Genomic DNA, 26353 nt, shown 5'->3' on the forward strand with positions numbered 1-26353 from the left:
TCACCGGTCAGCATATACGAGGATATCGGCGTTCACCATATTCCCATACAAATCAATTCGTATCGGGCCTTCATAGTAGAGGGTCATCTCTTTTTTGAGGTCAGCACTATACTTTCGACGATACCCATCCTCCAAAAGCACTTCAGACCCTTAGGTTCATCAGGATTGCATTTTATAAGAGAATGGGAAAATCTTTCTGTTTTTATCTCTTAGAAAAAATTATGATCTAGAACGGGAACTGCATCGCAGGCACCATACATCAGGAACGGTTTTCAATGCACCAGGCCACAAACCGGACCCATTCTTCGGGTATCGGAGAATTACCGGTGCACATCAGATCAGACCATCCCGGCAAATCAATCCCGGGGGTGGCAGAAATACCCATCATCATCGAGTGAACGGCCCGTCTTCCAGCGTTAAGAGGCAGCAACCCCCATGCCACCTCATCTGCAATATGAAGAACGGAGGCAGTGGCGGCCACAAGAACCGGATCACCTGCCATCTCAGTGAGTCGTGCACAAAACTCCTCCCTACAGTGCTCACCGGGAAGGGCTGTTGCCGTCTCCCAGAAATTCTCTTCTCCGATGCCAAACCGTCCAAGCCTGACCAGCATATTCTGCTGATTTTCAGGGAAGAGATCGGTCTGCCGGGCGAGTGCATCCCGGGTCGCTTCCTTAACACACCGACCAATGAGTTCCCCCAGTTTTGCATGTTTCCCGGCATTCGTGAGCATAAGAGGATGGGTGGGAGCACTTACCACCGTAATCATATCAGTCCCTGACCCTGTCGCTATACCTGTCGAGTAACAGGATGGTGCCATCAGTTCCTGGAGTGCTGCCGCCTTCGCTTCCGCGGCCGTCATCACCACACGGATCATAGTCTGCGGCAGGAGAGAGGCACCGATGAAAAGCATGGTATTGATGGTGCCGCCGAGGTCACAAAAATTACCGCTCTCTTCGTAAAACGAGGCAGGATCACCAGCACGGCCACCATTCGCCTCGATGCCGCCCGTTACAACCGCTGTCACCGTGAGGTCACGAAAGGTATGGGTGACAACAGCGGCATTGCACATATCCGCTTTTGTGAGCATCCCGGTTGACTGGTCAGGATCAAACCCGAGTCGGGAGGCAGTGAGACGCAGGTATCCTTCAACGCTCCCCCCTTCCAGTGTATCCGCACGGCAGGCATCCTCCGAAAGATGATGATTAAAGACCATCCGGACATCTTCATGGTAACCACCATTCAGCCATGAAGTCGAGAGGACTGCCCGTCCCGGCGGCAAAACGGCAACGATACTCGTCCCGTCACAATATACCGTCTCCCCCCCTGCAGTTTCACAGAGCACGTCCTTTGTCTCATTCTTCTCATTATCTCTCATGATGCACCGGATATATTCAGAACATGCAGTAGTCTGAATGGAAAATACATAAATCAGGCCGATTCAGTATTCCACCGACATTCTCCTACCCGGCGATGTGGAATACCAGAAAGAGGTAATACAGCGAGACAGCGAGCATGAAAATGCCGGAACCGATGCGGATGGGAACCGCCCGGTGGGTGAGAAACCCGGTGACACGTCTGGTGCGTTCCTCTGACAACAAAGAGAGCAGAAGAAGAGGAAGAGCCATCCCAAACCCGAAAAAGATGAAATTGACGAAATTATCGAGAAACGCGGTGACGGTTGCGGAGAGGGCAAAGAGGACAACAATGCCTGCCGGATTGCAGGGGAGAGCGATAAGACCAAAGAAGAGACCAAAGAGTACAGCGGCGGTATACGGCGATGCGGCACCGGGAACGGCAATATGTGGCAAGATACGGGAGAAATCGAGACCCACAATCATCAGCACACCCACCACGGCAAGCACCCCAAAGAGCAGGGGAGAGATAACAAACGTCACATCATCAGCGGAGAGGCCAAAGAGGGTGATGACGATAAACCCAAAGAGCAGACTTGCCGCAAGCACTCCACCGGTGACACAGAGTCCAAGATAAAGAGGCCGTGCACGTGTGCCGGCAGCGCACTGTCCGGCAAGAAAAGCCAGATACCCCGGATAGAGCGGAAGGACACAGACAGCACCGAGAGGAGTCAGGACACCGGCAAGAAAAGAGAGGGGCCAGGAGAGGAGAAAAGATGCGGTCATGCACAGGAGTCAGATACCGACTGCCACACTTCTTCAGCAGATTTCAGCCCGTTTCTCAGTTTATACGCGGTATTTCCCTCCGGACAGAAGAGAACAACCGGGGCATTCGCAGGAACAAGCATATCCCGTCCCCACCCTTTGACAAGACCTGAGGTTACAGAGGTCGGGGATGCTGCCATAATCACCGTGAACCCATTGTCCTTTGCATGGGCATTCAGGGTACTGTCTGACACCGACGGGTCAAGGGCAAGCGCGACAACAACAATATCGTCCGGGTGGTCACGCTGCAGGCGGGAGAGTTCGCCAAGCTGATCCGTGCAGATGGAACAGGCAATAGAAAAGGTCTGCACAACCACCGTCCGCCCCCCGTCACGAAGGCCCTGGATGGTTACCGAATCACCGGTGAGGGAGACAGTAAAAGGAACGTTCAGCCACTCTGCTGATGAAATATCAGACGCATCCGGCTTTCCCGGATCACCGGGGAACAGCAGAACACCCACAATTGCCACACCCACAAGAGCAATGAGGAGCAGAACCAGAATTGTTTTCTTCTCCATGCGTGTCTCAATGCATTACGTGAAATATATACCTTCTGTGCAAAGGGAGGGATAAAAGAGGGGGACCTTACCAGAAGCGGGCCTTTGAAGCCGCAAGGGCCTCTACTGCAGGAAGAGTTCTGCCGGTTAAAAACTGGATGCAGGCACCGCCGCCGGTGGATATGTGGGAGAATTTCTTATCAATACCCATCGATTCGATGACCGCTGCTGTGTGCCCGCCGCCCACCACGGAGAATTCTGCTGCTGAAGCCGCCCGCAGGATTTCATTGGTACCGGTTGCAAAGAGGGAGTCTTCAAAGACACCGGCAGGCCCATTTAAGACCACCGTTCCGGATTTCCGGATAACATCCGTCAGCTGGCCGATAGAGTCAAGCCCGCAGTCAAGAACAGGCAGGTCAGGGATGGCCGTAACCGGGCATTCGTCACGAAATTCTCCGTCTCGGACAGCAACCGTCTCCGGTAAAATCACCTGATCTCCGAATTTGGCAAGAATATCCCCCGCCTTCTCCACCTCTGAGAGGTAGCCGAGTTTACGGAGGAGATCTTCAGACGGGGCTCCGATATTGAGACCCTGTGCCTTATAGAAGACATTGGCGACCACGCCAACGGCTATAACACGGTCTGCGATGCCACCCGAGAGGACGTTTGCTGCCACATCGAGGGAGTCATCCACTTTCGTGCCCCCGAGAACGAAGGTCACCGGCCCCGGTGCTCCGGAGAGAACACGCGACAGGGTGGCGATCTCTTTTTCCATAAGAAGTCCCGCAACAGCAGGCATCGCCAGAGGAAGGCCGACAATCGTTGGCTGTGAACGGTGGGCAGTGCCAAATGCATCGTTCACATAGATGTCACCCATCTGAGCGAGATTGCGCACCAGATGCGTTCCGAGGGCGTCAGCACCCGACATCTTCAGATTTTCTTCGGCATTGAACCGGACATTCTCCAGCATCAGGACATCGCCTATATCCATCTCTGCCACGGCTTCACGGGCACACCGCCCGAAGATATCATCCAGATACGTGACCGGGCGGCCGATGAGGCGTTCCAGCCGTGCCGCATGAGCCTCAAGCGTGGTGAAGTCCTTTTTTTGCGGCCGGGACTGATGCGTTATGACCACACACTTTGCATCGCCCAGCGCCTGCACCGTCGGCGCATGTTCCCGGAACCGTTTGTCATCAAGGATAGTATTTGATGCAGGGTCAATAGGGGAATTAAAATCGACACGCAATAGGACGGTTTGACCGGCAGTTTCCGTTTCAGTGAGCGTTGCAAATTTCATATTCTGTTACACCTGGAAGCACGAAAGAGAACAAAAGATTCTCTGTATGAATTACCATTTAGATTGGATTTGCAATATTGGTTTCTTAGGAAGATACGGTGCAGGTCTGCCACCGGTCACTTCACCCCATACCGCCGGACATGGTCCCAGGCCGTGTGATAATCCTCTGCACCAGTTCGTTTTCGGTAGATTCCAACGTCTTCCCGATGGTAATGCGTTCGGTCCTCTCCCACCGGGCAGACCTTGATACAGACACCGCAGGGGGACCGGTAATGCTTCTCAAGCGTCTGGCTGTACTTAGCGCAGGTCACCTTATCGGTCAGACCGTCCGGATAATCATCAGCATTAAGTGCCTTTACCGGACACTGGTTGACACACTCCATGCACCGGGTGCAGAGCATTCCCTCCATCATCGGGTCAGCCGGCAGGGGTGCTGCCGTGAAAACAGATCCAAACCGAACACGCGGCCCGTACTGCGGAGTAAGGAGCATGTTATTGACACCGAAATTCCCGAGTCCCGCAAGATATGCTGCATGCCGGTGCGAAAAGAATGATACAGGGTTTTCCACCAAAACGCCTACATGCCCATACCCATCGCGGGGAACAGAGACAGACGGGTACCCCTGCCTGTTGAGATATTCTGCCAGCCGGTAGGTGTATTGATCAATGAGACTGTTAATGGCCCGGTACTCTTCACGGTACCAAATGGAAGGTGACGTCTCGAGGGCAGGGAGGTGAACAGGAAGGCCTATCACGAGCACAGACTGTGCCTCCGGCCAGATAGAACAGGGGAAAAATGCCTCTGGCATATCGGGATTTAAGAGGGGATCTTCCCATCGGGAGACATCGCCAATGCCAAAGAGGGGAATCTCCATCTCACGACATTTGGCTTGTATCTTCTGCTTCAGCTCATCAGTCATATAGAAAACCAGTATTCTCTTTCTCTTACCTACACAGGGAAAATATCTTCTCTTTATAGCCCACGCTCAGACGCGGAAGAAAGAATACAGCAGCCGCTATACTCCTGTATATTACGACATAGAGAAAAATAGTATACAACTCAGAATAAACGTAAAAACGAGAGCATAAGCTCTTGTTAAATGAAATTAGAAAAAAAGGTACTAATTAAAATTAGTATCTTGGTTTTCTGTGCTTTGGGAAGCACTCGTTGCAATACACAGGTCTTCCCTCTGTTGGCTTGAATGGAACGTCACATTCCTTTCCACAGTCTGCGCAGGTTGCCTTGTGCATTTCTCGGGGACCGCCAAAGGAACGTCCGCTATCCTGACCACGGCTACCGCCCCGGTAATTGTTTCTGTCGTTCATGAGATAAACTCTAATGATAAAACGTCGTCTGAGATAATAGAGATTTGCATCGCACCCATTTTTGGCGTAACACCAGCAATTCACCTGAAATACAAAAATACGGGCGATTATACGTCAAAATTGTATAAATCCCCTATTGAGAGATCATTTTTTGTCCATCTTTTTTTCCGCAAATTATGATGTAGCGGCGCGGGTGAGGGCACATACACATGAAGCGCGGCGGCAGGTTCTGGATTTTTTTAGTCCCCCGGCATCCGGCCACCCATGATGTGTAGCCTGCCATTTTTTCCCAGCCAGGTCCGGAGCACACACCACTCACAACAAAGAGGATATTTGTACAATACCAACCCAATACCTTCGAAAGAGAAGGAGACGGGCAAAAAAGCGGTGTCACCCACACGATAACAGATGCCCACCATCTCCATTACCTGATATAACCGATACCCACCAGATTCCAGGGGACGAAATGAAATGAAAAATACGGATACACCCGGACATACCAACGAAAAAAGTCAGCACCCGATTGAAGAGAAATTTGAAAAGGCCTTTGGAGTATCCGATATATTGTGCTTCTGGGCGTTCTCTTCGGTGCCCTCTCAGCCATCGTTCTTTTTGTTGCTGGCTCACTTGAAATCTACAATACACTCGTTGATTTCATCTTTGCAGCTGATGCTCACGTCGGCCATGAAGAGATTCTGATTGCAATCATCGGCGCTATTGATTTCTACCTGATAGCTCTCGTACTGCTGATTTTCACCTTCGGCATCTATGAACTCTTTATATCAAAAATTGACATCGCCCATGAGGAAGGGGAGTTCGGCAATATTCTCGAGGTGGAGAACCTCGATGACCTCAAAAACAAGATTGTGAAGGTGATAATCATGGTCTTAATCGTGAGTTTCTTCCAGCGGATTCTCTCGATGGAGTTTACCACGTCCTATGACATGCTGGCAATGGCAATCTCCATCTGTGTCATCTGTGTGGGCGTCTACTTTTTGGGACGGCATTAAGGTGATTCTTTCTCAATATTTTTTCAGGATTATTTTTTTTGATTCATTTTTGACGCAGAAGGGTTTTTTGATTTCAGTTTGAGCCTCCAACGGGCAGAAACACACGGTAAGAACCTATCCTGACAATTGGTTTGGACGACAGCTAACACCTTTACAACCCATTATATTCAACATATTTTTATTAACACCACCCTCATACTCAGATAATAAAAAAATCCGGAGATTGTGATGAATATCCCCAAAATCCGAAGAATTCTCCCGGCGGGAATTGCAGGAACTGCAGTGGTTGCTGCACCTGTCTGTGCAGCAGTATGCCCAAAGGGCATCGGCAACTGTACCTATCCCGGCAGGTGCATGCTCTTCACCGATGCAGATGGCAACAGGATCTGTGATTTCACCCCGACAGACGGGGGAATTACAGCACCGGACGTCGCCGAATCTGCCGGGGACGGGGCTTCTGCGGCAGGAACAGGCATCGACAGCATATCATCTGTTTCACCGGAAAACGCTCTTGCAGGGAGCGCAGACATCCTGTCTGCAAGCCCCGCTCTTCTCTGGGCAATACTTTTTCTTGGCATAAACGTCGCCCTTCTCTGGTTTATTCACTCCGAGAGAACAGGTATATTAAAAGAGCTGAATGCCGGAACAATTGCCCTTTCATCACTCTTTTCCCTTGCCATATCCGGAATTGCAGTATTCCTCCTGACCGGAGACGTTTCACTTGGGTCAATGGGGGCTGTCGTGTACATGCTTGCAGGGACCATCCTTGCCACATATATATGGTCCCGGGGCCTCATGACCAAAAAAACCGCCCTCCTCCTCTTAGGTGTGACAACCATATTCGGGTTTGTCTTCACCGCCCCCATGATGCCGGTATACTTCTACGGCCTTGCAGCAGCCCTGGGAAATATTTGGATTATTGCGCCGGGTATGGCAGCAATCATTATTCTCATTCTGCTGACACTGGTAACCGGCAGAACATTCTGTGCCCACATCTGCCCGGTTGGGACCATCCAGGAACTTGCTTCCCGCATTCCCGGAAAGAAATATCTGGTGCAGAACCGTGCCGTTCCGCAGGCAATCCGGCTGGTGGTGCTTGCGGGTGCTATCATCGGGACAGCATATTCAGTGAATCTTCTCGCATATACCGGGATGGAGTCATTCTTTTCTTTCGCCCTCACCACAGGATTTCTCATCTTTGCACTGATTCTTGCCATCTCGGTCTTTGTCTACCGCCCACTCTGCCGGTTTCTCTGTCCCTTCGGGGCGGTCTTCTCAGCCTGCACTGCGGTAGGAAAGACCTGTATCGCCCGGACGGATGCCTGCATCGGGTGTGGGAAATGTGAAAAAGTCTGCCCGACCGGGGAAGCGGGGCCGTGGGATAGGAAGCCGGAATGTTACCTCTGCGGACGCTGCATTGAGGTATGCCCGGTTGAAGGGGCACTCTCCTTCACGGATCCCCTCTCCCGGGATTTAAAGGAGTAAAACGCCCATCCTGACGAAATGAAAGCCGAGAAGCGGATACATTCCGCTGAGAAAGGACTATGTACCGAAAGGGTGATACCTCTCGTATGGACCCCTTCTATATTCTCCTCTTTCTGGGATTCGGCCTCATCTTCGGCATCACGGGGACTGCCATCGTATATACCACCCAATATATTCCCGTTGACCGGCGGGTGGCAGGACTGGGAGTATTCTTTCTGGGATGTGCAGTTTCAGTGTATTACAACCTTCAGATGCCACCCACACCATTTGTTCCGATACCCCTTCTTACCACAATCACCGGATTTCTCATTCATCCGCTCTTCTTTGCGGCAGGTGCCCTCGTCATCTCCGGCTTCAGCAGATATCTTCTCTGTCTAAGAAAAGATACGGTCTTTTCTGCTCTGTTCTTCACCGCAGGCATCACCGCAGTGCTGGGGGGAACGGGATTCTATGTCGCCTTACCTTCGGTGACGGGCATGTCTGATTTTGCCATTTTCTCCAATGCACTTCTGAGAGGAATTGTTGACGCATCCCTTGCGGTGGTGTTCTTTACCGGTGCATGCGAGGGACAGATTTTCCTGCAGAAAAGACAGGCACCCCCTCTGCCGGAACAATGACGGGACGTATTCCCCGAAGATAACGTGGAGATTCGGTTTGAGGGGATAAGGGCATGCATACCAAAAGAGTGAAGTGAAACGATACTGACAATTCTCTCATGATGTCTGCCCCATCCCTTGCATTTATTCTGGTATTTCTGGTTCTCCAGCAGGGCCTTACGGCGGCTATTGTTGGTGGCTTTTTTTATGCAGTCCTCAACCGGATACCTGCCAAAGGGTGGGTGAAGGCAGGACTTACCCTCAGCTGTGCCATCGCAGGAGCAATCATCTTTGCAGCGATGGGGAATGTTTCCGGGACAGGGCCCGCCTATATTTTAGTCGCACTATTTTTCATAGTATCAGGACCCCTCATCATACTTTCACCCATATTCATTCTTGCAGAACAGAAGGACTACGCCCCGTATGCGGGACTTCTGAGCGTGATTGTGTCGCTCTTCTGTGCGGCAGCCATAGCAGGAGTACTTCAGGTTCTGAACATCACCGCATTTTTAAGCGTAGGTAACCCCGCATTCCCTCCGGCCGTTATGTATCTTTTTTCCTTTGCCATCATGGGAGGCGTGCAAATCGTCCTCGGCGCAGAATTTTTTATCTTCGCCTGTATGGTGCAGCGAAGGCGTTCTGAGATGCATGAAGATAATGCATGAAGAAGGAGACGGGGAATGAAATATACAGAAAATAGGTAGTCTCATGACAGGCTGAAACGGGGTTTTGTTGCCAGACATCTAAATAATTCATTGTCCCGTAAGAAGCAAAAACGGTGGAAATACTCCATCTAAAACCCGGATTACAGGATTTCTTCCGGGGCACCGGCAATACAGGAAAAACCAGAGCAATACATTCAAAATAAAGCCTTATCAGGCCATCATTCAGAAATTTAACGCTTTTTTTACCAAATCCTACACAGCACCGTCAAAACAATCAAATGCATGGAGATCAATTCCGGACATGCGTTGCATACCATATAGATGGGTGCTGCAGGCGCAGCCAATGAAGCAAACAGCCAAAAAACATATTTACCCCATACTGCACCAGAAAATCAAAACGATTCAGACCAATCTGGGATTATGGAAACCCGCATCATGGCTGTTCTACTGGGGCATTGTCCCTCTTATACTGACCATTGTCTGGTCCTTACCCCCGGATATAAAATACGGACACTTCATCCTTGATACCACATCACCCCATTGGACAAGTATCATCCTGAGTTCGTATACACACTCAGATATCTCTCATATCAGTAACAATATCGGATTATATCTGCTGGCTATGGCGATGATCTTTACCTGCTGCAAAAACCCGAAACTGCTGCACTATTCATCCCTTATTCTGTTTATTTTCGTTCCGTTGTTCACATCTGTTGTGACGATGCAACTTTCTGTGAATCTCGGTATTCCACTGTATTCTCAGGGATTTTCTGCGGTTGCCTACTCCTTTACCGCCCTCGGACTGTACACATTCTTCTCACTTGTCATGCCTGGCATGCCTCCATTACCCTTTGAGAGTGGATCATCTCATCCGTATCCAAAGAGGGATATCCTGGCATTATCCCTGATCCTGATTACCATTGTTCTTGTACTGGCCCATGGATTATCAGCAGGTGGTATTGTCACCAATAGTGGAGGTTTTGTGAACGGACCGGCCCACGTCATTGGGTTTTTTTCCGGGATAATCACAGTATCACTGCTGGATATCAGACTCAATACAAATAATGTAAGAATTGATTATCTCTTCATTCTCTTTAGTACAACCATGATAATCCCATACATTCTGATGCTGGAATAGAATATGTTCCGGAGAAAAAGAGAACGTGAGATGGCAGTAATAATGCTCGGAAAACACCACCCATTCGATTTCACAACATACCGTCAGTAATAAGTACACATACATACCAAAAAATTCGTTATGATACGGAAGACTTTCACAATACTTCTTTCAGCCGCATTCCTTGTTTCAATGGCAGCTGCCATGACAGGAACCGTCGGCGGAGATATCGGATATTACACGGTTGATGCAGGTATTGACGGTGCAGACGTCTACTTCGACGATGACCTCAAAGGCGTAACAGGCGCTGACGGCACCCTCACTGTCGATGTCTATGTGACCGGCACCCCATACACCACCTACAAAGTAGAGAAGCAGGGATATGAGACATATTCCGGAAAGATAACAGATTACCCGGCAGAAGGACAGATTGTCACACTCACCGCTACTCTTGAACCACAGATGATCGGTGGCGACAAGGGATATTACAAGCTCACCACCAACGTTCCTGATGCAAACGTCTACTTTGGCAATGACTTCAAGGGTGTAACTGGTGAGGACGGTACCCTCACAATCGATATCTACACAACCGGCACCCCATACACCACCTACAAAGTGGAGAAGCCCGGATACACCACCTACACCGGAACACTCGCCCAGCACCCGGCATCAGGCGAAATTGTCCAGATTTCCGCTGACCTTGTGATGATCCCGGTAACGGAGCCGACACAGAGTCCTTTCCCTGTGGCAGGGATCTTCGGACTGGCTGCAGTTGGTGCTCTTCTGCTCTCACGCAGAGCATAACCTCCCTCTTTTTTTGCATATAATTTTCCCCCGGGAAACGCCTGTTTAAGGGACCATACGGAAACCCTGGCCTTGCCCACATGAGAATGGTCGCAAACCTGGAAGAGAGCGTGTTCACGAAGAAAACAGCCCCCCCCATTCATATTACCTGAATAATCATTCTGAGACACCGGAAGAAGATCTCCTCACCGAGATCCAGTATCCGGTGGCCTGAATTTATCAAACCGGAAAATATCCCCTTTTTTTCGTATATCCCATCCCTTTATTATGTCTACCCTGCAAGGACAGAACAGGGAATCTGGTCAGGAGCAGAAACATCGATGGAGCCAAAAATACATGAAAAACCGGGGCCAAGAATCGAGATTGCGTCCCGGAATGTGATTATGGACAAAAAAGCCGACATATGGGTGCGTGGATTTGAATCTCACAGTCATGTGGATGTCACCGCAGAGACGGTGGATGACAATGGCAGAAAATGGCAGAGTGTGACGCCGTATACCCTCAACCCGCAGGGGTGCCTTGAGATAGCCGTTGCAGAATCAGAGGGGGAACGGTTTGACGATATCGACCCATGGGAAATCTTTGATTCCATGCGTCCGGTAGATCTCCCCGGAGGGAACGTTCCCATGTTTGCAAAGACGACGACAGAACCGCTTCTCGTTGATATCAGTGCCACCGCCCCAAACGGTGATTCTGCCCGGAGCAGTCTGCGGCTTCACGTCTTTGATGATGCCACAACAATCAGGGAAGAGGTCCGGGAAGGCACCCTGCAGGGAACCTTCTTCTGTCCAAAAGGGGACGGGCCCTTTCCGGTGGTAATCTGCCTCGGCGGTTCTGACGGCTGGTTCACCGAACCCCGCCCGGCACTGCTTGCATCCCATGGTATCGCCACCTTTTCGGTTGCCTACTTCGGAGGGGAACCCCTGACAGAGGAACTCTCCGAGGTGCCACTAGAATTCTTTGACCGTGCGGTTGCCTGGCTTGAAAAATATTCGGCGGTGGATACCAAACGGATGGGCATCTACGGATACTCAAAAGGTGCAGAACTGGCACTCCTTCTTGCGTCACGGGACAAACGGATTCGTGCAGTGGCTGCATACTCTCCATCGTCTGTTGTCTGGCAGAGCCCGAACGGAGGAGCAACGAAGAGTTCCTGGACAGCAGGCGGAGTACCACTCCCCTTTGTGAGGATGCACCTCTCAGGCATGAAAATCATGAAGATCATGACCGGGCGCCCGGTTGCATTCCGGGAAATATATGAACAGGGCATGGAAAAACACCCGGAACAGACAGAAGCCGCCCACATTCCGGTCGAAAATATTTCAGGCCCGGTCCTTCTGGTTTCCGGAACTGAGGATGGGGTATGGCCTTCCGGTGAGATGGGAGATGCCATTGAAAAATCCCTGAAAGAGGCAGGAAAGGATGTGATTCATCTGAAATATACCGGCGCAGGTCACCTCACCACACTCCCCGGACTGCCGGCACCGGAGGTAAGAGACACCCTTATTTTCGGTGGAACGTCCAAAAAATCATCCCGGGCACTGGAAGATGCCTGGAAGAATATGGTGGCATTCTTTACCACCAATCTCTGATTCTGTTTTTCATTTGCGGCCCGTCTCCTCCGGACACAAATATGTTATTTCAGAGGTCCCGCTCCACCGTGTAATACATAAACAAATTCATTCTATCTCAAATAACACAAATCAGTGGTCAAAATCGGCAGATTCCGGCACGAGGGGAAAGAATAATTGACGTGCAGCGCCATCTGCTGGCATACTGGTGAAGATAATGAAACTGCTGGCAATCAATGGGAGTCCCCGGAAAACGTGGAATACGGCAACGCTGCTCGAACATGCCTGCGAGGGGGCCGAATCGGTGGGAGGAGAAGCCCGGCTCATCCATCTTTCAGATCTGAATTTCTCCGGATGCACGAGCTGTTTTGCCTGCAAACGGCTGGGCGGGAACAGTTATGGGAGGTGTGCCATCGATGATGACGTAACCCCACTTCTTGCAGAAATAGAGGAGGTGGATGCAGTCATTCTCGGCTCGCCCATCTATTTCGGTGCAGAAACAGGCCTGATGCGGAACTTCATGGAGCGTCTCCTCTTCCCCTACATCTCTTACAGCAGCGGGCCGACCCTCTTTCCCAAAGAACTCCGTGCAGGATTCATCTACACGATGAACATGAAAGACGAAGATCTGGATGACACCGGATTACGGAGCAGAGCCGACCTGAACGAGTTCTTTCTGCACCTGGTTTACGGCCATGCGGAGTCACTTTTTTCTTGCGATACCTACCAGTTCAGTGATTATACCCTCTACGATAGCAGCATGTTCAGTCCGACGGCAAAGAAAAAGCAGTACGATGAAATATTCCCAAAGGATTGCAGGGCGGCGTTTGAGATGGGTGTTCGGTTCGCTGAAGGGAAATGACTCGTTAGAATTTCATTCACCTCTCCCTTTTGCAGGGACTGATTCCGGTGAAATACATCAATCCTGACGGAAGATCTGAATAATTCCCATTGGATACATACAGCCCACTCCCACAGGATACGACCCATACACATCATGACAGAAAAAGAAACACAGGAAATGATGCGGAGCGTTTTTGAGACAAACAATAACGCAAAGGTATCTCTGCCTACAGCCGGATTCCTTATTCTTGCAGGTCTTCTCATCCTCGGCTCATTTCTCATATTGCCTGCCGCTGCTCATGTCCCACTCACCTCCGGAGACAATACCCATATCGACGATGCCTTCCCTGTCACTGACCCGACAAAGTCATGGGTGATTTATGGTGACCTCGCGGGTGCGGGAGATGTCCGGTATTATCAAATGGAGATGGTCGCAGGGGATGAACTGCGCCTGAGCCTCTTTACCCCGGAAGGAACGGCAGCGTTTGTTCCGGGACTGGTCGTGATGGGGCCCGGACTGTCTTCATCCGGGACACCTCCCTCGTTTGTGGAGATGCCTCATCCTGATGAGGAACACCATGAAGAAGATATTCCCCTCGACGATACCATGGATATGCTTCACGCGGAGGACGGGCACGAAACCAGTGAGGAACCAGCAATCTATGGGACGGTGGTCATCGAAGGAACCATGCCTGCCGGGGCAGATTTTGAACCGTTCACCCCATCTGCTCTCTATCCTGCAGCTGCATATTCCCAGCAGGTGACCGCCCCCGGCACATGGTATGTCGCAGTGTATGCACCGGAGACATCAGCATCGGGCGGGAACTTCGGGCTTGCTGTCGGCTACCGTGAGGAATTCACGTTCAGCGAGTGGCTGCTCGTCCCGTTCTCAGTTATTGGTATCCACCGGTGGGAGGGGCAGTCATGGGTGACCATTCTCGGGCCGCTCCTTCTCACCGTGATTGCAGGTTTCGGCCTTCTTTTCTGGCAGGGGCGACGGGAAAGGAAGACCGGAACAACTATTGTTGGCCCATTTGGGTGGCTTGCTGTAACAGCGGGCCTTTTCTATTTGGGTACCGGGATGATGCTTCTCGTCCAGACACTGCTGGCACTTTCAAAGGCCGGGATGACGGGAGGGGCCATTCTCCCCGCAGTTTATATCGCCGTCGCCATTCTGTCAGGAGGGTTTGCCATCAGAATCGGCCTGCGAAGCACTGGCTGGGGATCAAAGACGAACGGGATTTCGATGATCGCAGTCGGTATTGTGGGCCTCTTCATGTGGGCGGGGCTGCTTGTGGGTCCGGTCTGTGCGTTCGCAGCGGGGGCAGGTGCGATTGTATATGGAAAAAAAAGGCCTGAATAACGGGGTATGCCTGACTTGTGGATGATTGATACAATTGTGTCGGTGAATTCCGGAGTTATTCAATGAGATGAACAATCGTTTGATCAGTTGAATAACGATTTACCAGAATGGTCAGCCATACAGAAGGAACCATCCCTGTTTCACATAAAAAAAGAACAGGTATTCGGGTCACAAGAGATTTTGGAGATCACAATTGCCAGTTCTGCCCGCGAACCGAAATGGCAGAAGGCATTGGAAGCAGCAATTCCCTCTGTTGCCACTCTATACAGGTGACACCTCACGCCCTGTTGGGGACGGTATTGTGAGCATCCCCGTTCTCTGGCATAAAGCCGGAAACCTTACCGGACAAATCCGGCCCGGCCAGCATACTGTGCCCGCTCGCCTGCTGCTTCTTCAATCCGAATGAGTTGATTGTATTTTTCCACCCGCTCGCCCCGTGCCGGTGCCCCGGTCTTGAGGTGGCCGGTCTTCAGTGCAACGGTGAAGTCGGCGATGAAGGAATCGACGGTCTCACCGCTCCGGTGGGAGACCATAGCACCCCAGCCGTTCTTCTGTGCCAGACGGACGGCAGCAATGGTCTCTGTTACAGTCCCTATCTGGTTGGGTTTGATGAGGACAGAGTTTGCGACATTTTCCTTAATTCCCCGCTCGATACGGGCGACGGTGGTGACAAAGAGGTCGTCACCAATAAGCTCCACCCGGTCGCCGATGGCCTTGTTCAGAAGAGCCCATCCTTCCCAGTCGTCTTCCTCGAGGCCGTCCTCGATGGAGACGATGGGGTATGCTGCCACAAGTTCCTCGTAACGCTTCACCATCCCAGCGGAGTCAAGTTTGATGTTTTCGGTTTTGAGTTCATACATCCCGTCCTCATAGAAGGCGCTTGATGCCGGGTCAAGGCAGATGCCCACCTGTTCACCGGGAACATAGCCCGCCCGTTTGATTGCTTCCACGATGAGGTCTAAGGGTTCGGTGTTCGAGGAGACGACCGGTGCGAACCCGCCCTCGTCGCCGACAGCAGTGGAAAATCCCTTCTCTTTCAGAAGTGCCTTAAGGGAGTGATATATTTCAGCTCCCCAGCGGACAGCTTCAGCGAATGTCGGGGCGCCGTATGGGGCAATCATGTACTCCTGAAAGTCCGGGCCCTGCCAGTTGGCGTGGACACCGCCATTGAGGATGTTCATCGCCGGCACCGGCAGGACTGCCTCATTTGCGTCTCCGAGGTATTCCCAGAGCGGGAGCCCTGCTGCGGTGGCAGCGGCACGGGCGACTGCCATCGAAACTGCGAGAGTCGCGTTGGCACCGAGGTTCTGCTTGTTAGGTGTTCCGTCAAGCTTACAAAGCATCTCATCAACCGCCTGCTGGCGGCAGGCATCGAGACCCTGCACGTGAGCTGCGATGGTGGTGTTAATCAGATTAACGGGTTTTTGCACCCCTTTCCCACCGTATCTGGCGGGATCTCCGTCACGGAGTTCGACTGCCTCGTGAATCCCGGTGGACGCACCGGATGGTGAAGCGGCCCGCGCGATTATCCCGCAGGCGAGGGTGACTTCTGCTTCGACAGTCGGGTTGCCACGTGAGTCAAGGATCTCACGGGCATGGACGGAAGTGATAGTTGTGTCAGGTGTGGTCATTATTATCATCTCATTATTGTTTTCGTCTGGCTTATGTAGATACGGTTCCGAACTGCATGTCAGGTGGTTGCCGGGCTGATGTTCGGGGAAGGACAGTATGGATTCGATTATTGAATTATGAAATTGACCTTGCGTCTCTCTTTGGGAGATAAGAGTGTCCACACAATTCCACCCTCACTGCATTGAACAGTGTAATTACACTGTTCCGAATATATCCCGGATTCCCCTTATCAGCACATTAAAACTGCATGAGAGATTCGAACCGTCGGTACGAAGATACGGGCCGATTGCCCGTGAACCGCTCATCTTCGTACAATTCACCATTCGTAATGAGATGCCAGATGATGGTTACAATCTTTCGTGCAAGTGCGATAAAATTTCCTTGCCAAATCCGATTGAATCCTTCTTTCGGAGAGAAACTTCAGTTTGCTTTTATTAGTCCGCACTGCTGCATGGACAATTTGTGCATTTTTGATGGCATCGAACCACATCCATTAATTAAAATGGGCAGTGAATTGACCTAAGAAGGAGCAATTTTACATCTGTGATCCAAGTCACATTTGCGCCTCCAATATCAATTTACGAGTTCGTCTTTTCCCGAGCGAAAAGCTCAAAAAGATTACAACCTCCCTACCCAATGAGAAAAATGATTTTATTGAGCCATTCAAATGTGGGTCACGAGCTCACGTTCATTGTTTGTGCATGTGATCCATCAGAATATCAGGAATGTTTTTCCGGAATTTCTCTGCAGGAATCGTCATTTCAAACCGAGCCCCTTCCCCGGGGGTGCCGGTTTCTTCAATTGATATTTCAGAAAGCGAGAGTATGTCTCTACAAAAAAACATTCCAAGTCCGGTGTTCTTTCCAAACCCCTTTGTAAAAACCTTATTTTTCTCTGAAGCAGGTATTCCCACTCCATTGTCAATGTATATGAGTGTAAGTGTATCATTCTCTGTTTTGCATGAGTATGTAATTTCTGAAACATGGCCACCATGGGTGTACGAATTCTGAACAAGGTTGTAGATTACTTTTTCAATCAGCGGATCGGTGTAAATTTCAATGTTGGATATTTCATTGCGGAACGAAATGGAGCCAACAAAAAAATTTTCATTTACTCTCTCAATAACCTCACCAATATCGAGCCATAATGGTGTGTGGATCCCCAGGGTTTCAAATTGCTTGGTAAATTCAACAAGGTGACCAATTCTATCCGAAATGTGGTTTGCTTCATTAATGTACTGTGTTCCCTGAGGTTCATCGATGTCATCAGATAAAAAATCCAGATACGCCTGCAATGCAGTAAGCTGGTTTTTGATATCATGCCGTGTCACAGATGTGATCACACGGTATTTTGTGCTTGCATTCAGCAGAGATTCTTCCGCTTCCCTCCGTTTTACAACTTCGCGGGAGAGCTGGAAATTCATCTCATTCAGTTTTTTTTCTCTTTCTTCCCTCTCAATTGCGGCCTTTTCAAGGCTTTTTGCCATGTAGTTAAAGGATTCTGAGAATTCCCCCATAAAATCCACACGCTGGCTGAAATCACCTTTTGCTACCTGTTTCGCCTGCCAAGAGAGATGGCGCAGGCTGGACTGAAGGGATTTCAGACTACCCGCAATGGTGCCCTTCATCTTCAATTCCCCGGAAAGATCACCATTTGCAAGAGCGACTGCAAATTTTTCAAGGAATAATCTGTCAGTCTCCTGGTTTTCGGACATATTTGGAATATGGAACATCTGAGGGATCTCTGATTATATGATCAGGGAGACAACTCAGCTGGGTCAACGGTAAACCGGCATGTCCGATCTCCCGTACACCAACAATCAATCTCTGTTACATTATAGGGGATCCCGGTAAACTGCTCCATCAGGCCGGAAATTAATCCTTCATCATATGTGCAAACACCTTCTCCTGTTTCAGGAAGTCCTGAGCAGTCAAGGTCTTCATATACTGCCATGATGAATTTTCCTGTTTCACTGTCTGCTTCTTCAACGCGAAGGATTCCTATCTCCATATCTTTTAGCACCTGCTGTAGTTTACTGACAAATGTAGAAAGGTCGGGCATATCCCCGATTAAATGGCGGTAAAATTCCTCTCCCGCAAGTTTACCCGCATCATAGAATACTTGATCTGTTTTTTCATGCCCCAGTTCGAGTTCAATAACATCACGAAACGTATACTGCATTAACCGGTACGCCTCAATTCTTGTTCTACACCCCAGATTTGGACGCCCAATTTCCAGATCTCCAATCATAGACCAGTCAAACTTATATTTTCTTTCAGAATTCATAGGAAATCCCCTCCATAAACATATGTGATAAATTACACTCTCTTATGGAAATGTATAAATGTATCGAAAATATGTTTTATAAAAAATATGGTTCACATGAAAATATATTTATAATACAAATATTTGATTCATATGTGCAATACATCTGTAGACATTCACTCAATATAATGTTCCTTTTTCCCTGAAATACAATGAATCGTATCTGAATATCATCCGGAATTATTGAAGGGAGAACTCCTTCCGGCATTTCCCAGGTTGAGGGCTCTTTTCGAGAAAGAAGACAATCGTCTGTATCATTCCATCCTGAGGGACTCAATGTCATTCGGCTTCATGGGGAATACACCGCCCGTCTTCAATAGGACGTTGTCGTTCCATCCCTCTCTCTCTCTCTCTCTCTCACATCCGGAAAGATGCTAATGGCAGAAGTGATAGGCAATGAGGTTCAGCATTTTTTAATCTGTGACTGTGATATCCGTGAATTCCACAAATAAAATCATATGCCTGAAAATATCCGCGAAGATGGTTGAACAAAGACACGAAACACAGATCCTGAGTCACATTTAAGGTATTGTCTAAAAGAGATTCAACAACGACTCATCCACATTGGCACAGGGATGTCTCAGAATCGGGGAGATACATTTTGAAAACTAGTAAAAGGATTTTTTTGGCAGGAGTGCTGGTCATATCGTTGCTCGTTTTCAGCGGGGTGGCAACAGCACAGGGAGACCGGGGATATGAATTCATCACATCCTGGGGAACAGAGGGAGCGGAGTGGCTCGGCACCGGGCAACTTGATACTCCATTAGGGGTAGCCGTTGACTCCTCCGGGAACGTCTACGTTGCTGATACCAACAATAACCGCATCCAGAAATTCACACCCGACGGCACGTTTCTCACCGAGTGGGGACATGAGTGGACAGACACCGGGGGGTTTTCGTCACCAATCAGGATTGCCATTGATGATTCCGATACTGTTTACGTTACCGTCCTGCAGGATCACAGCATCACGAAGTTCACGTCAGAGGGGGAGTTCCTTAAAAAGTGGAGATGGGAAGGTTCCGGCGATGGGTGGCCGGATGTTCCCTTTGGGATTGCCGCTGACAATGCCGGCAACGTCTACGTCACTGACCTCGAGAATAACCGCATCATAAAATTCACATCCAACGGCACATATCTCACACAGTGGGGATCAAAGGGGTCAGGCGAAGGGCAGCTGAATGGACCAACCGGGATTGCCGTTGACAATGCAGGGAATGTCTTTGTTGCTGAGACCGGAAATGACCGCATCATAAAATTCGCGTCCAACGGCACGTTTCTCACACAGTGGGGAGAAGGATGGTTCGGGAAGGGACAGCTGTATGCTCCCTATGGTGTTGCGGTTGACGACGCCGGCGATGTCTACGTTGCTGACACCGGAAATAACCGCATCAAAAAATTCACATCCGACGGCACATATCTCACAGAGTGGGGATCGGAGGGTTCAGGCAATGGGGAGTTTTCCACCCCACAGGATATAGCCGTTGACCGTTCCGGCACCGTCTACGTTGCTGACACCTACAATAACCGCATTCAGGCGTTCGGAAAGTCAGATCTGGAAACGGATTCTTCCGGAACTGTCACTCCATCCAACAGCGTTCCCCCTCCCACCACATCCCCAGGATCAGTCATCTTCGTCATACTGGGAATCATGATTGCAGCACTACCTTTTGGCGTTGTTTTGCCCACCAGACGGAAATAAATTTCACGCAGAAAAACAGGCACTCAACCGGATTCACCCATTTTTGCCATTATCTAACAGCAGGGGCATCGGCGAACTTTATTCTGTGCAATTCCTTTGTTGTACCACGCATGGGCATGTTCCGGGTCGATTGCAAGCACCCGGTTATACGTCCAGAGTGCCTCTTCATATTGCTTCAGACGCATCAGGGCATCCCCTCTGATACTCCAGACATCTGCGTCATCCGGACTTATTTCAAGAGAGATGTCACAGGCATCAATGACCTCATCATATCGTTCCAGATTATAGAGGGCCATCCCCATATTTAACCATGAATCAGTGTCATCCGGACTGATCTCAAGCGACCGGCAATATGCCTGAACCGCCTCCTCATAGCGGTGCAGTTCATCGAGGGCACAGCCTTTGTGATACCATGCAGAAGCGTCTTCCGGGTCAAGGTCGAGTGCAAGGTCAAAGGCACCGGCCGCCTCTTCAAACTGTTCCAGATTCATGAGGCACACACCCATGGAATCCCATGCTAAAGTGTCATCGGGATTGATTTCGAGTGACCGGCTGTATGCCTGAACTGCCTCACTGTAACGGTGCAGTTCATCAAGGGCAAATCCCTTGTTGTACCACGCAGAAGCGTCTTCCGGGTCAATTTCAAGTGCACGGGTGTAGGCCGCGAGAGCCTCCTCGTTCCTGCCCAGTTCAGTGAGAGCGTTCCCTTTGCCATACCATGCTGCGGCGTCATTCGGGTCGAGAAGAATCGCATGTTTATGTGCTGCACACGCCTCTTCATATCTGCCAAGCTCTTCCAGGGCATATCCCCTGCCTGTCCACGCAGGAGCATGACCGGGATCACACCGGATGACCTCGTCATAAGACGTCAGCGCCTCTTCATACCGCTCCTGCTTCTCCAGAGTACATCCATTGTTGTACCAGGCAGCGGCATAATCGGGATCAAAACTGAGTGCATGACGGTATGCCGCAAGCGCCTCATCATATCGGCTAAGCCTGTCAAGGATATTTCCTTTGCCATACCAGGCAGTGGCGGTATCCGAATCGAGAGCGATCTCCTGATCGTATGCTTCAAGGGCTTCTTCATATCGCTCGAGTTCTTCAAGGACGTATCCTTTGTATTGCCATGCCGATACCTTTCGGGGTTCAATGGCGATTGCCTGACAGGATGCCGCAAGAGCTTCCTCATATCGCTGCAGCTTCCCCAGGACATATCCTTTGTTGTACCATGCAGAGGCAAATTCCGGAGCGATTGCTGTTGCCCGGTCAAATGCCGCCAAAGCCTCTTCATACCGGTCAAGAAAGAGCAGGGTATTTCCTTTGTTATACCAGGCAGTGGCACTATCCGGGTCACATGCTATCGCCATATTGTATGCCTCACCTGCCTCCTCATATTGTTCATTATTACTGAGCGCATCTCCCTCGGCAATCCAGTCTTCTGCGCAGATATTTTCAGATTTTTCCATTATAATCTCATTCAATCTCTACATTCATTAATTCACTTCCTGCAATGTGTCTGCTCATTGCGTTTCAGACCGGATAGAAAACACATTTCCTCAGATGTAATTCCAATAAATCACCCCAAAAACGTGCCCTTGTGTTTTTGGGACAGGAAAGTTCAAACAAATCAGGAGATTAAATCCTCCTGAGATAAGGGGTTACGCCGTTTCCAATACTTTTCAGTACACAGAAACAGAACCACGGATGGAAAAAACCAAAGGTGAAATCAAATCCTCAAAAAGGAACAGGAGAGATTGATTCGTGCTATTGACTGGCAAATCTATAAGAACATATAAAACAATAGTGCCGCCAGTGACAGACCATGGTTTCATTTAAGTGCAAAGATATTGGTATGGACTGCGATTTCAAGGCAACCGCAGACAATGTGCAGGAACTGGATGAACAAATTGCCCGGCACGCCCGCGAAGTTCATAAAATCGACCCGCTGGACAAAGAGATGTGGATGAAAATCCACAAAGCAGAAAAGTAACCTCCTTTTTTTCCGACCCGCCGTCATCCTTATCAACATTACAACCGATAGCAGGTCTGTAAGAGGATATGCATATGGACCTGATGAAAATTCCCCGGATGACCAAACCTGAGTATGATTCCCTGATTGAACGGCAGTATATATCCCGTATTGCCTTTGCAGGGACCGAACACCCTTATATTGCACCGTTCATGTACGTCTTTGACAAAAATTACCTGTACTTCCTTTCCACGAAATACGGCAGGAAGATGGAATATTTTTCTGCAAACCCACAGGTATCAGTCGAGATAGAAGAGTATCTGCCCGACCTCTCGTCTTTTACCTTTGTAAGCCTCCAGGGAAAAATCGAAGAGGTTAAAGATCCGGCCAGAAAAAAGGACGTACGAAAACAGTTCGTAGCCATGATGGCACGACACCGGCTCTCTCCACGGGTCCTCTCCGCACTGGGATACGGCCCGGATGACCCCCCGGAAATCATCATCAACGGGGAGCGTTCCGCGGTCTGGAAACTGGTTGATGTGAAAGATATTGTTGCCCTGAAAAACGGCTGACCGCCTCTTCTCTCAATTTTCAGTTTTTTTTGTTTCCGGACAGATTCAGGGAACACAACAGTGGGTGTTCAGGTGTTTTGGGGAGCATCACGGTAATGAATGACACCATGGAAACGATCATTTTGCCTTGTCTCCGACCGCCTGTATTTCACCGTTTTACTTCGACACCCACCTCGTTTCGCCGCAGGAAACCGGGTGTCCAGGGAGGATTGTAGCGCATCAGAAACGACTCTCCGACCGATACAATTCCAGCCTGCTTAAGTCCTTCCCGCAGCCGTCCCTCTGCTGCTGTCACTTCATTCTCGCGGGCATAACCCCTGAAGCGGATGACAGCGACCTCCCTCTCTGGCAGCGTCATTATCTGCACCCGGCCGTCCAGGGGCTCCGGGATTTCATCTCTGGTCAACCCCTGTGGCATGACAAATGACATCGACGTCGCATCGGAAACAACCGGTGCCGTCATCGCAATCTGCTCCGATGTGATCACCGGAGAGGTCATCGGGATGCTCTTTTGTGTGGAATTTTTACCCGTGATGTAGGAGAACAGCAGATTGAAACCGGCGTTATTTAACGTACTCTCAACCGTTGCAATCACCAGAGCAGGATATCTCCGGAACTCAATCTCTCCTGCCTCACCCGTTATTTCATAGGGAATTGTATCCGTCATGTCTGTTTTCATCTCCCGTATGGGGGAATTTGTCCTCTTTTCATTACCTTCTGAGATGTTCATCTGATAAATCAGATGACCTGCCAATTTTCGTTATTTTTGCAGCAGAACTTCCATTTTTTCCCGGTCAAAGCCGAATATGAACTCGTCTCCGATTTGGACTACAGGTGCCCCGATATGCCCGGTCTTTTCGATGAGAAGATCCCTCGCCTCTTCGTTTTCCGTGAGATCTATCTCCTCAAATGCCACCTTTTTCTCCCGGAGATATGCTTTTATTTCATTGCAGTTGTGGCATTGTGGTGTTGAGTAGACAATGACTTTTTTGTCTGTATGCCACGTTCTCTCAATGAACGCCTCACGCCCGGAATATTTCTTGTATCTCCCGTATTCCCGCGGTTTTTTCACTGCGTAGTTCTGGTGGTATTCTTCAGCAGGGTAAAACGGTGCGTACGGCAGAATCATGGTCGCAACGGATTGGGAAAACTTCCCGGAATCGTCAAGCGCCTTCTTTGACTCTTCTGCCAGCCGTTTCTGTTCTTCATCGTGAAAGAATATGGCAGTCCGGTACTGGGAGCCCTTGTCTGCGAACTGTCCCGCATCATCGGTCGGATCAATCTGCGTCCAGAACACAGAAAGAAGTGTTTCGTATGAGACGGTTTCGGGGTCGTACGTCACCTGCACTGCTTCGAGATGCCCCGTTCTGCCGGAAGAAACCTCCCGGTATGTCGGATTCTTCGTTGTTCCACCGGTATACCCGGACACGGCCGAAACGACCCCCTCAACCTGCTGGAATGGCAGCTGCATACACCAGAAGCAGCCACCGGCAAATGTTGCCTTCATTTGTTTTCTCTCCATGACAATCTCTCGAAAAATTCCGTTACCCCCACAGTGCGAAAGATGTTTATATACTCTTTCCCGACCATGCGATGCCGGACTGTTTTGTATCCACATTCAAAAAAAAACATTGGAGATACCAGAGGAAGAGATCATTCCCGACCCACACCTGATGCCTGTTTGTGACGGTTTTAATCTCAAAAGAATGCCAATAATAGTATCAGGGAACGAGAGACCATGACAAAAACCATCATTACTGTCGTCGGAGAAGATACCGTCGGAATCATCGCGAAAGTCTGCACCTATCTTGCAGACAACGATGTGAATGTGGAAGACATCTCCCAGACTATCATACAGAGCTACTTTAACATGATGATGATCGTTGACACCAGCAAATCCACCAAACCCTTTGGTGAGATGGTCAGCGATTTAAAGAAAATAGGCGACGATATTGGTCTTAAAATCAGATGCCAGCATGAAGATATTTTTACCAGAATGCACCGGATCTGAGAGGAATTTTAGATGATCAATATATTCGAGGTCTATGAAACAAACAAGATGATCGAGCAGGAACAGCTGGATGTCCGTACAATTACGATGGGCATCAGTCTTCTGGACTGCATCGATTCTAATCTTGATACCGTAAACAATAAAATATACGATAAAATCACCCGTGCAGCAAAAGATCTCGTTTCTGTTGGCAGGGATATTGAACGTGAATACGGCATTCCGATTGTAAACAAGCGAATCTCAGTCACCCCTATTGCCCTTGTCGGAGGGCCGGCCTGCCATTCTCCGGAGGATTTTGTCACCATTGCAAAGACGCTGGATGAGGCTGCAAAAGCGACAGAGGTGAATTTTCTGGGAGGCTACTCTGCCCTTGTCTCCAAAGGCATGACACCTGCCGAAGAAAATCTCATTCGCTCCATTCCCATGGCGCTCGCTTCCACAGAACGGGTCTGCAGTTCAGTCAACATTGGCTCCACAAAGACCGGCATCAACATGGATGCGGTAAAACTGATGGGAGAAATCGTAAAGGAAACAGCAGTAGCAACCAAAGATAACAGCTCAATGGGCTGTGCAAAACTGGTTGTGTTCTGCAACGCTCCAGATGACAATCCGTTCATGGCCGGAGCATTTCATGGCGTAACCGAGGGAGATACGGTGATAAACGTGGGTGTATCGGGCCCTGGTGTGGTAAAGCGTGCCCTTGAAAGTGTCCGGGGCGAGAACTTTGAAGTGCTCTGTGAAACCGTGAAAAAGACCGCATTCAAGGTGACCCGGGCGGGGCAGCTCGTCGCACAGGAAGCCTCAGATCGGCTGGGAGTGCCGTTTGGCATTGTCGATCTCTCGCTTGCACCCACACCTTCCGTGGGTGACAGTGTGGCAGAAATTTTAGAGGAGATGGGCCTTGAGTCGGTGGGTGCACCGGGAACAACAGCGGCACTTGCCCTCCTGAACGATCAGGTCAAAAAGGGAGGCGTGATGGCAAGTTCGTTTGTCGGTGGACTCAGTGGCGCCTTCCTCCCGGTGAGTGAAGATCAGGGTATGATCGATGCCGTGAACCGCGGTGCTCTCACCATTGAGAAACTGGAGGCGATGACCTGCGTCTGCTCGGTTGGCCTTGATATGATTGCCATCCCCGGAACGACGTCCGCTGCCACCATCTCCGGCATTATCGCCGATGAAGCGGCAATCGGGATGATTAATCAGAAGACAACTGCTGTTCGTCTTATTCCTGTTATAGGAAAAGACGTCGGTGACACCGTTGAGTTCGGCGGGCTTCTCGGGTATGCACCCATTCAGCGGGTCAATACTTTCAGCTGTGAGGATTTTATTAATCGCGGCGGCAGGATTCCCGCACCGATTCATAGTTTTAAGAACTGAAGAAGGGAGAA

27 protein-coding genes and 1 pseudogene are annotated in these 26353 nt (G+C 49.9%); 14 read left to right on the forward strand and 14 right to left on the reverse strand.

The window, feature by feature from the left end:
- The 7 genes from L0665_RS05825 to L0665_RS05855 all read right to left on the reverse strand — a co-directional run bounded on the left by L0665_RS05825 (position 1) and on the right by L0665_RS05855 (position 5303).
- Complete coding sequence (locus L0665_RS05825) at positions 1-135, reverse strand: hypothetical protein (RefSeq protein ID WP_274924756.1); 135 nt, start codon at positions 133-135, stop codon at positions 1-3.
- Between the two features lie 124 nt (positions 136-259).
- Positions 260-1378 (reverse strand): adenosylcobinamide amidohydrolase, encoded by a 1119-nt coding sequence (locus L0665_RS05830; RefSeq protein ID WP_274924757.1) that lies wholly within the window; start codon positions 1376-1378, stop codon positions 260-262.
- Between the two features lie 85 nt (positions 1379-1463).
- Positions 1464-2141, reverse strand: a complete 678-nt coding sequence (locus L0665_RS05835; RefSeq protein WP_274924758.1) for a sulfite exporter TauE/SafE family protein — start codon at positions 2139-2141, stop codon at positions 1464-1466.
- Positions 2138-2698: a peroxiredoxin family protein gene (locus tag L0665_RS05840; RefSeq protein ID WP_274924759.1), complete on the reverse strand. Its 561-nt coding sequence runs from the start codon at positions 2696-2698 to the stop codon at positions 2138-2140. Before L0665_RS05840 ends, L0665_RS05835 begins: the two co-directional genes overlap by 4 nt.
- A gap of 67 nt (positions 2699-2765) precedes the next feature.
- Entirely contained in the window at positions 2766-3977 is a 1212-nt protein-coding gene (locus L0665_RS05845; protein ID WP_274924760.1) for a phosphoglycerate kinase, read from the reverse strand.
- 116 nt (positions 3978-4093) lie between these two features.
- Positions 4094-4897, reverse strand: a complete 804-nt coding sequence (locus L0665_RS05850) for an epoxyqueuosine reductase (RefSeq protein WP_274924761.1) — start codon at positions 4895-4897, stop codon at positions 4094-4096.
- A 211-nt stretch (positions 4898-5108) separates the two neighbouring features.
- Positions 5109-5303: a CxxC-x17-CxxC domain-containing protein gene (locus L0665_RS05855; RefSeq protein WP_274924762.1), complete on the reverse strand. Its 195-nt coding sequence runs from the start codon at positions 5301-5303 to the stop codon at positions 5109-5111.
- A 566-nt stretch (positions 5304-5869) separates the two neighbouring features.
- On the opposite strand from L0665_RS05855, the gene L0665_RS05860 reads away from it, so the two are divergent.
- The 9 genes from L0665_RS05860 (at position 5870) to L0665_RS05900 (ending at position 14757) form a co-directional block, all read left to right on the forward strand.
- Positions 5870-6313, forward strand: a complete 444-nt coding sequence (locus L0665_RS05860; RefSeq protein WP_274924763.1) for a YqhA family protein — start codon at positions 5870-5872, stop codon at positions 6311-6313.
- Positions 6314-6541: 228 nt separating this feature from the next.
- Entirely contained in the window at positions 6542-7798 is a 1257-nt protein-coding gene (locus L0665_RS05865) for a 4Fe-4S binding protein (RefSeq protein WP_274924764.1), read from the forward strand.
- A 59-nt stretch (positions 7799-7857) separates the two neighbouring features.
- Positions 7858-8415: a hypothetical protein gene (locus L0665_RS05870; RefSeq protein ID WP_274924765.1), complete on the forward strand. Its 558-nt coding sequence runs from the start codon at positions 7858-7860 to the stop codon at positions 8413-8415.
- Positions 8416-8513: 98 nt separating this feature from the next.
- Positions 8514-9059 carry a hypothetical protein gene (locus L0665_RS05875; RefSeq protein ID WP_274924766.1) on the forward strand — a complete coding sequence of 182 codons (546 nt, stop codon included), beginning with the start codon at positions 8514-8516 and terminating at the stop codon, positions 9057-9059.
- Positions 9060-9402: 343 nt separating this feature from the next.
- Positions 9403-10197 carry a hypothetical protein gene (locus L0665_RS05880; RefSeq protein WP_274924767.1) on the forward strand — a complete coding sequence of 265 codons (795 nt, stop codon included), beginning with the start codon at positions 9403-9405 and terminating at the stop codon, positions 10195-10197.
- Positions 10198-10317: 120 nt separating this feature from the next.
- Positions 10318-10980, forward strand: a complete 663-nt coding sequence (locus L0665_RS05885) for a hypothetical protein (protein WP_274924768.1) — start codon at positions 10318-10320, stop codon at positions 10978-10980.
- 320 nt (positions 10981-11300) lie between these two features.
- Positions 11301-12572, forward strand: coding sequence for an acyl-CoA thioester hydrolase/BAAT C-terminal domain-containing protein (locus tag L0665_RS05890; RefSeq protein WP_274924769.1), 1272 nt, complete (start codon positions 11301-11303; stop codon positions 12570-12572).
- Between the two features lie 196 nt (positions 12573-12768).
- Positions 12769-13413 (forward strand): flavodoxin family protein, encoded by a 645-nt coding sequence (locus L0665_RS05895; protein WP_274924770.1) that lies wholly within the window; start codon positions 12769-12771, stop codon positions 13411-13413.
- Between the two features lie 135 nt (positions 13414-13548).
- Positions 13549-14757: a hypothetical protein gene (locus tag L0665_RS05900; RefSeq protein WP_274924771.1), complete on the forward strand. Its 1209-nt coding sequence runs from the start codon at positions 13549-13551 to the stop codon at positions 14755-14757.
- A gap of 338 nt (positions 14758-15095) precedes the next feature.
- Here the strand turns inward: L0665_RS05900 and eno are convergent, their stop codons facing one another.
- From eno to L0665_RS05920, 4 genes and pseudogenes are all read right to left on the reverse strand, one after another.
- Positions 15096-16388, reverse strand: coding sequence for a phosphopyruvate hydratase (gene eno, locus L0665_RS05905; protein WP_274924772.1), 1293 nt, complete (start codon positions 16386-16388; stop codon positions 15096-15098).
- Between the two features lie 301 nt (positions 16389-16689).
- Positions 16690-16852: pseudogene (locus tag L0665_RS05910) on the reverse strand (IS110 family transposase); the annotation flags it as partial.
- A 225-nt stretch (positions 16853-17077) separates the two neighbouring features.
- Positions 17078-18103, reverse strand: a complete 1026-nt coding sequence (locus tag L0665_RS05915) for a HAMP domain-containing sensor histidine kinase (RefSeq protein WP_274924773.1) — start codon at positions 18101-18103, stop codon at positions 17078-17080.
- Positions 18104-18144: 41 nt separating this feature from the next.
- Positions 18145-18675: a V4R domain-containing protein gene (locus L0665_RS05920; protein WP_274924774.1), complete on the reverse strand. Its 531-nt coding sequence runs from the start codon at positions 18673-18675 to the stop codon at positions 18145-18147.
- Positions 18676-19315: 640 nt separating this feature from the next.
- On the opposite strand from L0665_RS05920, the gene L0665_RS05925 reads away from it, so the two are divergent.
- A complete protein-coding gene (locus L0665_RS05925; RefSeq protein ID WP_274924775.1) occupies positions 19316-20413 on the forward strand; it encodes a 6-bladed beta-propeller in 1098 nt (365 codons plus the stop codon).
- A gap of 53 nt (positions 20414-20466) precedes the next feature.
- Here L0665_RS05925 and L0665_RS05930 read toward each other — a convergent pair whose 3' ends face one another.
- Positions 20467-21879, reverse strand: coding sequence for a tetratricopeptide repeat protein (locus L0665_RS05930; protein ID WP_274924776.1), 1413 nt, complete (start codon positions 21877-21879; stop codon positions 20467-20469).
- Positions 21880-22235: 356 nt separating this feature from the next.
- Here L0665_RS05930 and L0665_RS05935 point away from each other — a divergent pair, with 356 nt between their 5' ends.
- Together L0665_RS05935 and L0665_RS05940 are read left to right on the forward strand one after the other, a co-directional pair.
- Positions 22236-22403, forward strand: a complete 168-nt coding sequence (locus L0665_RS05935; protein ID WP_274924777.1) for a DUF1059 domain-containing protein — start codon at positions 22236-22238, stop codon at positions 22401-22403.
- A gap of 74 nt (positions 22404-22477) precedes the next feature.
- Positions 22478-22954: a pyridoxamine 5'-phosphate oxidase family protein gene (locus L0665_RS05940; RefSeq protein ID WP_274924778.1), complete on the forward strand. Its 477-nt coding sequence runs from the start codon at positions 22478-22480 to the stop codon at positions 22952-22954.
- Positions 22955-23102: 148 nt separating this feature from the next.
- On the opposite strand, the gene L0665_RS05945 is transcribed toward L0665_RS05940, so the two are convergent.
- Both L0665_RS05945 and msrA read right to left on the reverse strand, forming a co-directional pair.
- Positions 23103-23633 carry an SOUL family heme-binding protein gene (locus tag L0665_RS05945; RefSeq protein ID WP_274924779.1) on the reverse strand — a complete coding sequence of 177 codons (531 nt, stop codon included), beginning with the start codon at positions 23631-23633 and terminating at the stop codon, positions 23103-23105.
- Between the two features lie 81 nt (positions 23634-23714).
- Positions 23715-24461: a peptide-methionine (S)-S-oxide reductase MsrA gene (gene msrA / locus L0665_RS05950; RefSeq protein WP_274924780.1), complete on the reverse strand. Its 747-nt coding sequence runs from the start codon at positions 24459-24461 to the stop codon at positions 23715-23717.
- A gap of 231 nt (positions 24462-24692) precedes the next feature.
- Here msrA and L0665_RS05955 point away from each other — a divergent pair, with 231 nt between their 5' ends.
- Both L0665_RS05955 and L0665_RS05960 read left to right on the forward strand, forming a co-directional pair.
- Entirely contained in the window at positions 24693-24965 is a 273-nt protein-coding gene (locus L0665_RS05955) for an ACT domain-containing protein (protein ID WP_274924781.1), read from the forward strand.
- Positions 24966-24977: 12 nt separating this feature from the next.
- Positions 24978-26342 carry a PFL family protein gene (locus tag L0665_RS05960; RefSeq protein WP_274924782.1) on the forward strand — a complete coding sequence of 455 codons (1365 nt, stop codon included), beginning with the start codon at positions 24978-24980 and terminating at the stop codon, positions 26340-26342.
- The last annotated feature ends 11 nt before the right edge of the window (positions 26343-26353 follow it).

The organism is Methanogenium marinum (assembly GCF_028912405.1).
Classification (GTDB): Archaea; Halobacteriota; Methanomicrobia; order Methanomicrobiales; family Methanomicrobiaceae; genus Methanogenium; species Methanogenium marinum.

Excerpts from the sequence above, each read along its gene's own strand:
- L0665_RS05830 (WP_274924757.1), bottom strand. The coding sequence starts at position 1,378 with ATGAGAGATAATGAGAAGAATGAGACAAAGGACGTGCTCTGTGAAACT.
- L0665_RS05835 (WP_274924758.1), bottom strand. The coding sequence starts at position 2,141 with ATGACCGCATCTTTTCTCCTCTCCTGGCCCCTCTCTTTTCTTGCCGGT.
- L0665_RS05840 (WP_274924759.1), bottom strand. The coding sequence starts at position 2,698 with ATGGAGAAGAAAACAATTCTGGTTCTGCTCCTCATTGCTCTTGTGGGT.
- L0665_RS05845 (WP_274924760.1), bottom strand. The coding sequence starts at position 3,977 with ATGAAATTTGCAACGCTCACTGAAACGGAAACTGCCGGTCAAACCGTC.
- L0665_RS05850 (WP_274924761.1), bottom strand. The coding sequence starts at position 4,897 with ATGACTGATGAGCTGAAGCAGAAGATACAAGCCAAATGTCGTGAGATG.
- L0665_RS05855 (WP_274924762.1), bottom strand. The coding sequence starts at position 5,303 with ATGAACGACAGAAACAATTACCGGGGCGGTAGCCGTGGTCAGGATAGC.
- L0665_RS05865 (WP_274924764.1), top strand. The coding sequence starts at position 6,542 with ATGAATATCCCCAAAATCCGAAGAATTCTCCCGGCGGGAATTGCAGGA.
- L0665_RS05870 (WP_274924765.1), top strand. The coding sequence starts at position 7,858 with ATGTACCGAAAGGGTGATACCTCTCGTATGGACCCCTTCTATATTCTC.
- L0665_RS05875 (WP_274924766.1), top strand. The coding sequence starts at position 8,514 with ATGATGTCTGCCCCATCCCTTGCATTTATTCTGGTATTTCTGGTTCTC.
- L0665_RS05880 (WP_274924767.1), top strand. The coding sequence starts at position 9,403 with ATGAAGCAAACAGCCAAAAAACATATTTACCCCATACTGCACCAGAAA.
- L0665_RS05885 (WP_274924768.1), top strand. The coding sequence starts at position 10,318 with ATGATACGGAAGACTTTCACAATACTTCTTTCAGCCGCATTCCTTGTT.
- L0665_RS05890 (WP_274924769.1), top strand. The coding sequence starts at position 11,301 with ATGGAGCCAAAAATACATGAAAAACCGGGGCCAAGAATCGAGATTGCG.
- L0665_RS05895 (WP_274924770.1), top strand. The coding sequence starts at position 12,769 with ATGAAACTGCTGGCAATCAATGGGAGTCCCCGGAAAACGTGGAATACG.
- L0665_RS05900 (WP_274924771.1), top strand. The coding sequence starts at position 13,549 with ATGACAGAAAAAGAAACACAGGAAATGATGCGGAGCGTTTTTGAGACA.
- eno (WP_274924772.1), bottom strand. The coding sequence starts at position 16,388 with ATGACCACACCTGACACAACTATCACTTCCGTCCATGCCCGTGAGATC.
- L0665_RS05915 (WP_274924773.1), bottom strand. The coding sequence starts at position 18,103 with ATGTCCGAAAACCAGGAGACTGACAGATTATTCCTTGAAAAATTTGCA.
- L0665_RS05920 (WP_274924774.1), bottom strand. The coding sequence starts at position 18,675 with ATGAATTCTGAAAGAAAATATAAGTTTGACTGGTCTATGATTGGAGAT.
- L0665_RS05930 (WP_274924776.1), bottom strand. The coding sequence starts at position 21,879 with ATGGAAAAATCTGAAAATATCTGCGCAGAAGACTGGATTGCCGAGGGA.
- L0665_RS05935 (WP_274924777.1), top strand. The coding sequence starts at position 22,236 with ATGGTTTCATTTAAGTGCAAAGATATTGGTATGGACTGCGATTTCAAG.
- L0665_RS05940 (WP_274924778.1), top strand. The coding sequence starts at position 22,478 with ATGGACCTGATGAAAATTCCCCGGATGACCAAACCTGAGTATGATTCC.
- L0665_RS05945 (WP_274924779.1), bottom strand. The coding sequence starts at position 23,633 with ATGAAAACAGACATGACGGATACAATTCCCTATGAAATAACGGGTGAG.
- msrA (WP_274924780.1), bottom strand. The coding sequence starts at position 24,461 with ATGAAGGCAACATTTGCCGGTGGCTGCTTCTGGTGTATGCAGCTGCCA.
- L0665_RS05955 (WP_274924781.1), top strand. The coding sequence starts at position 24,693 with ATGACAAAAACCATCATTACTGTCGTCGGAGAAGATACCGTCGGAATC.
- L0665_RS05960 (WP_274924782.1), top strand. The coding sequence starts at position 24,978 with ATGATCAATATATTCGAGGTCTATGAAACAAACAAGATGATCGAGCAG.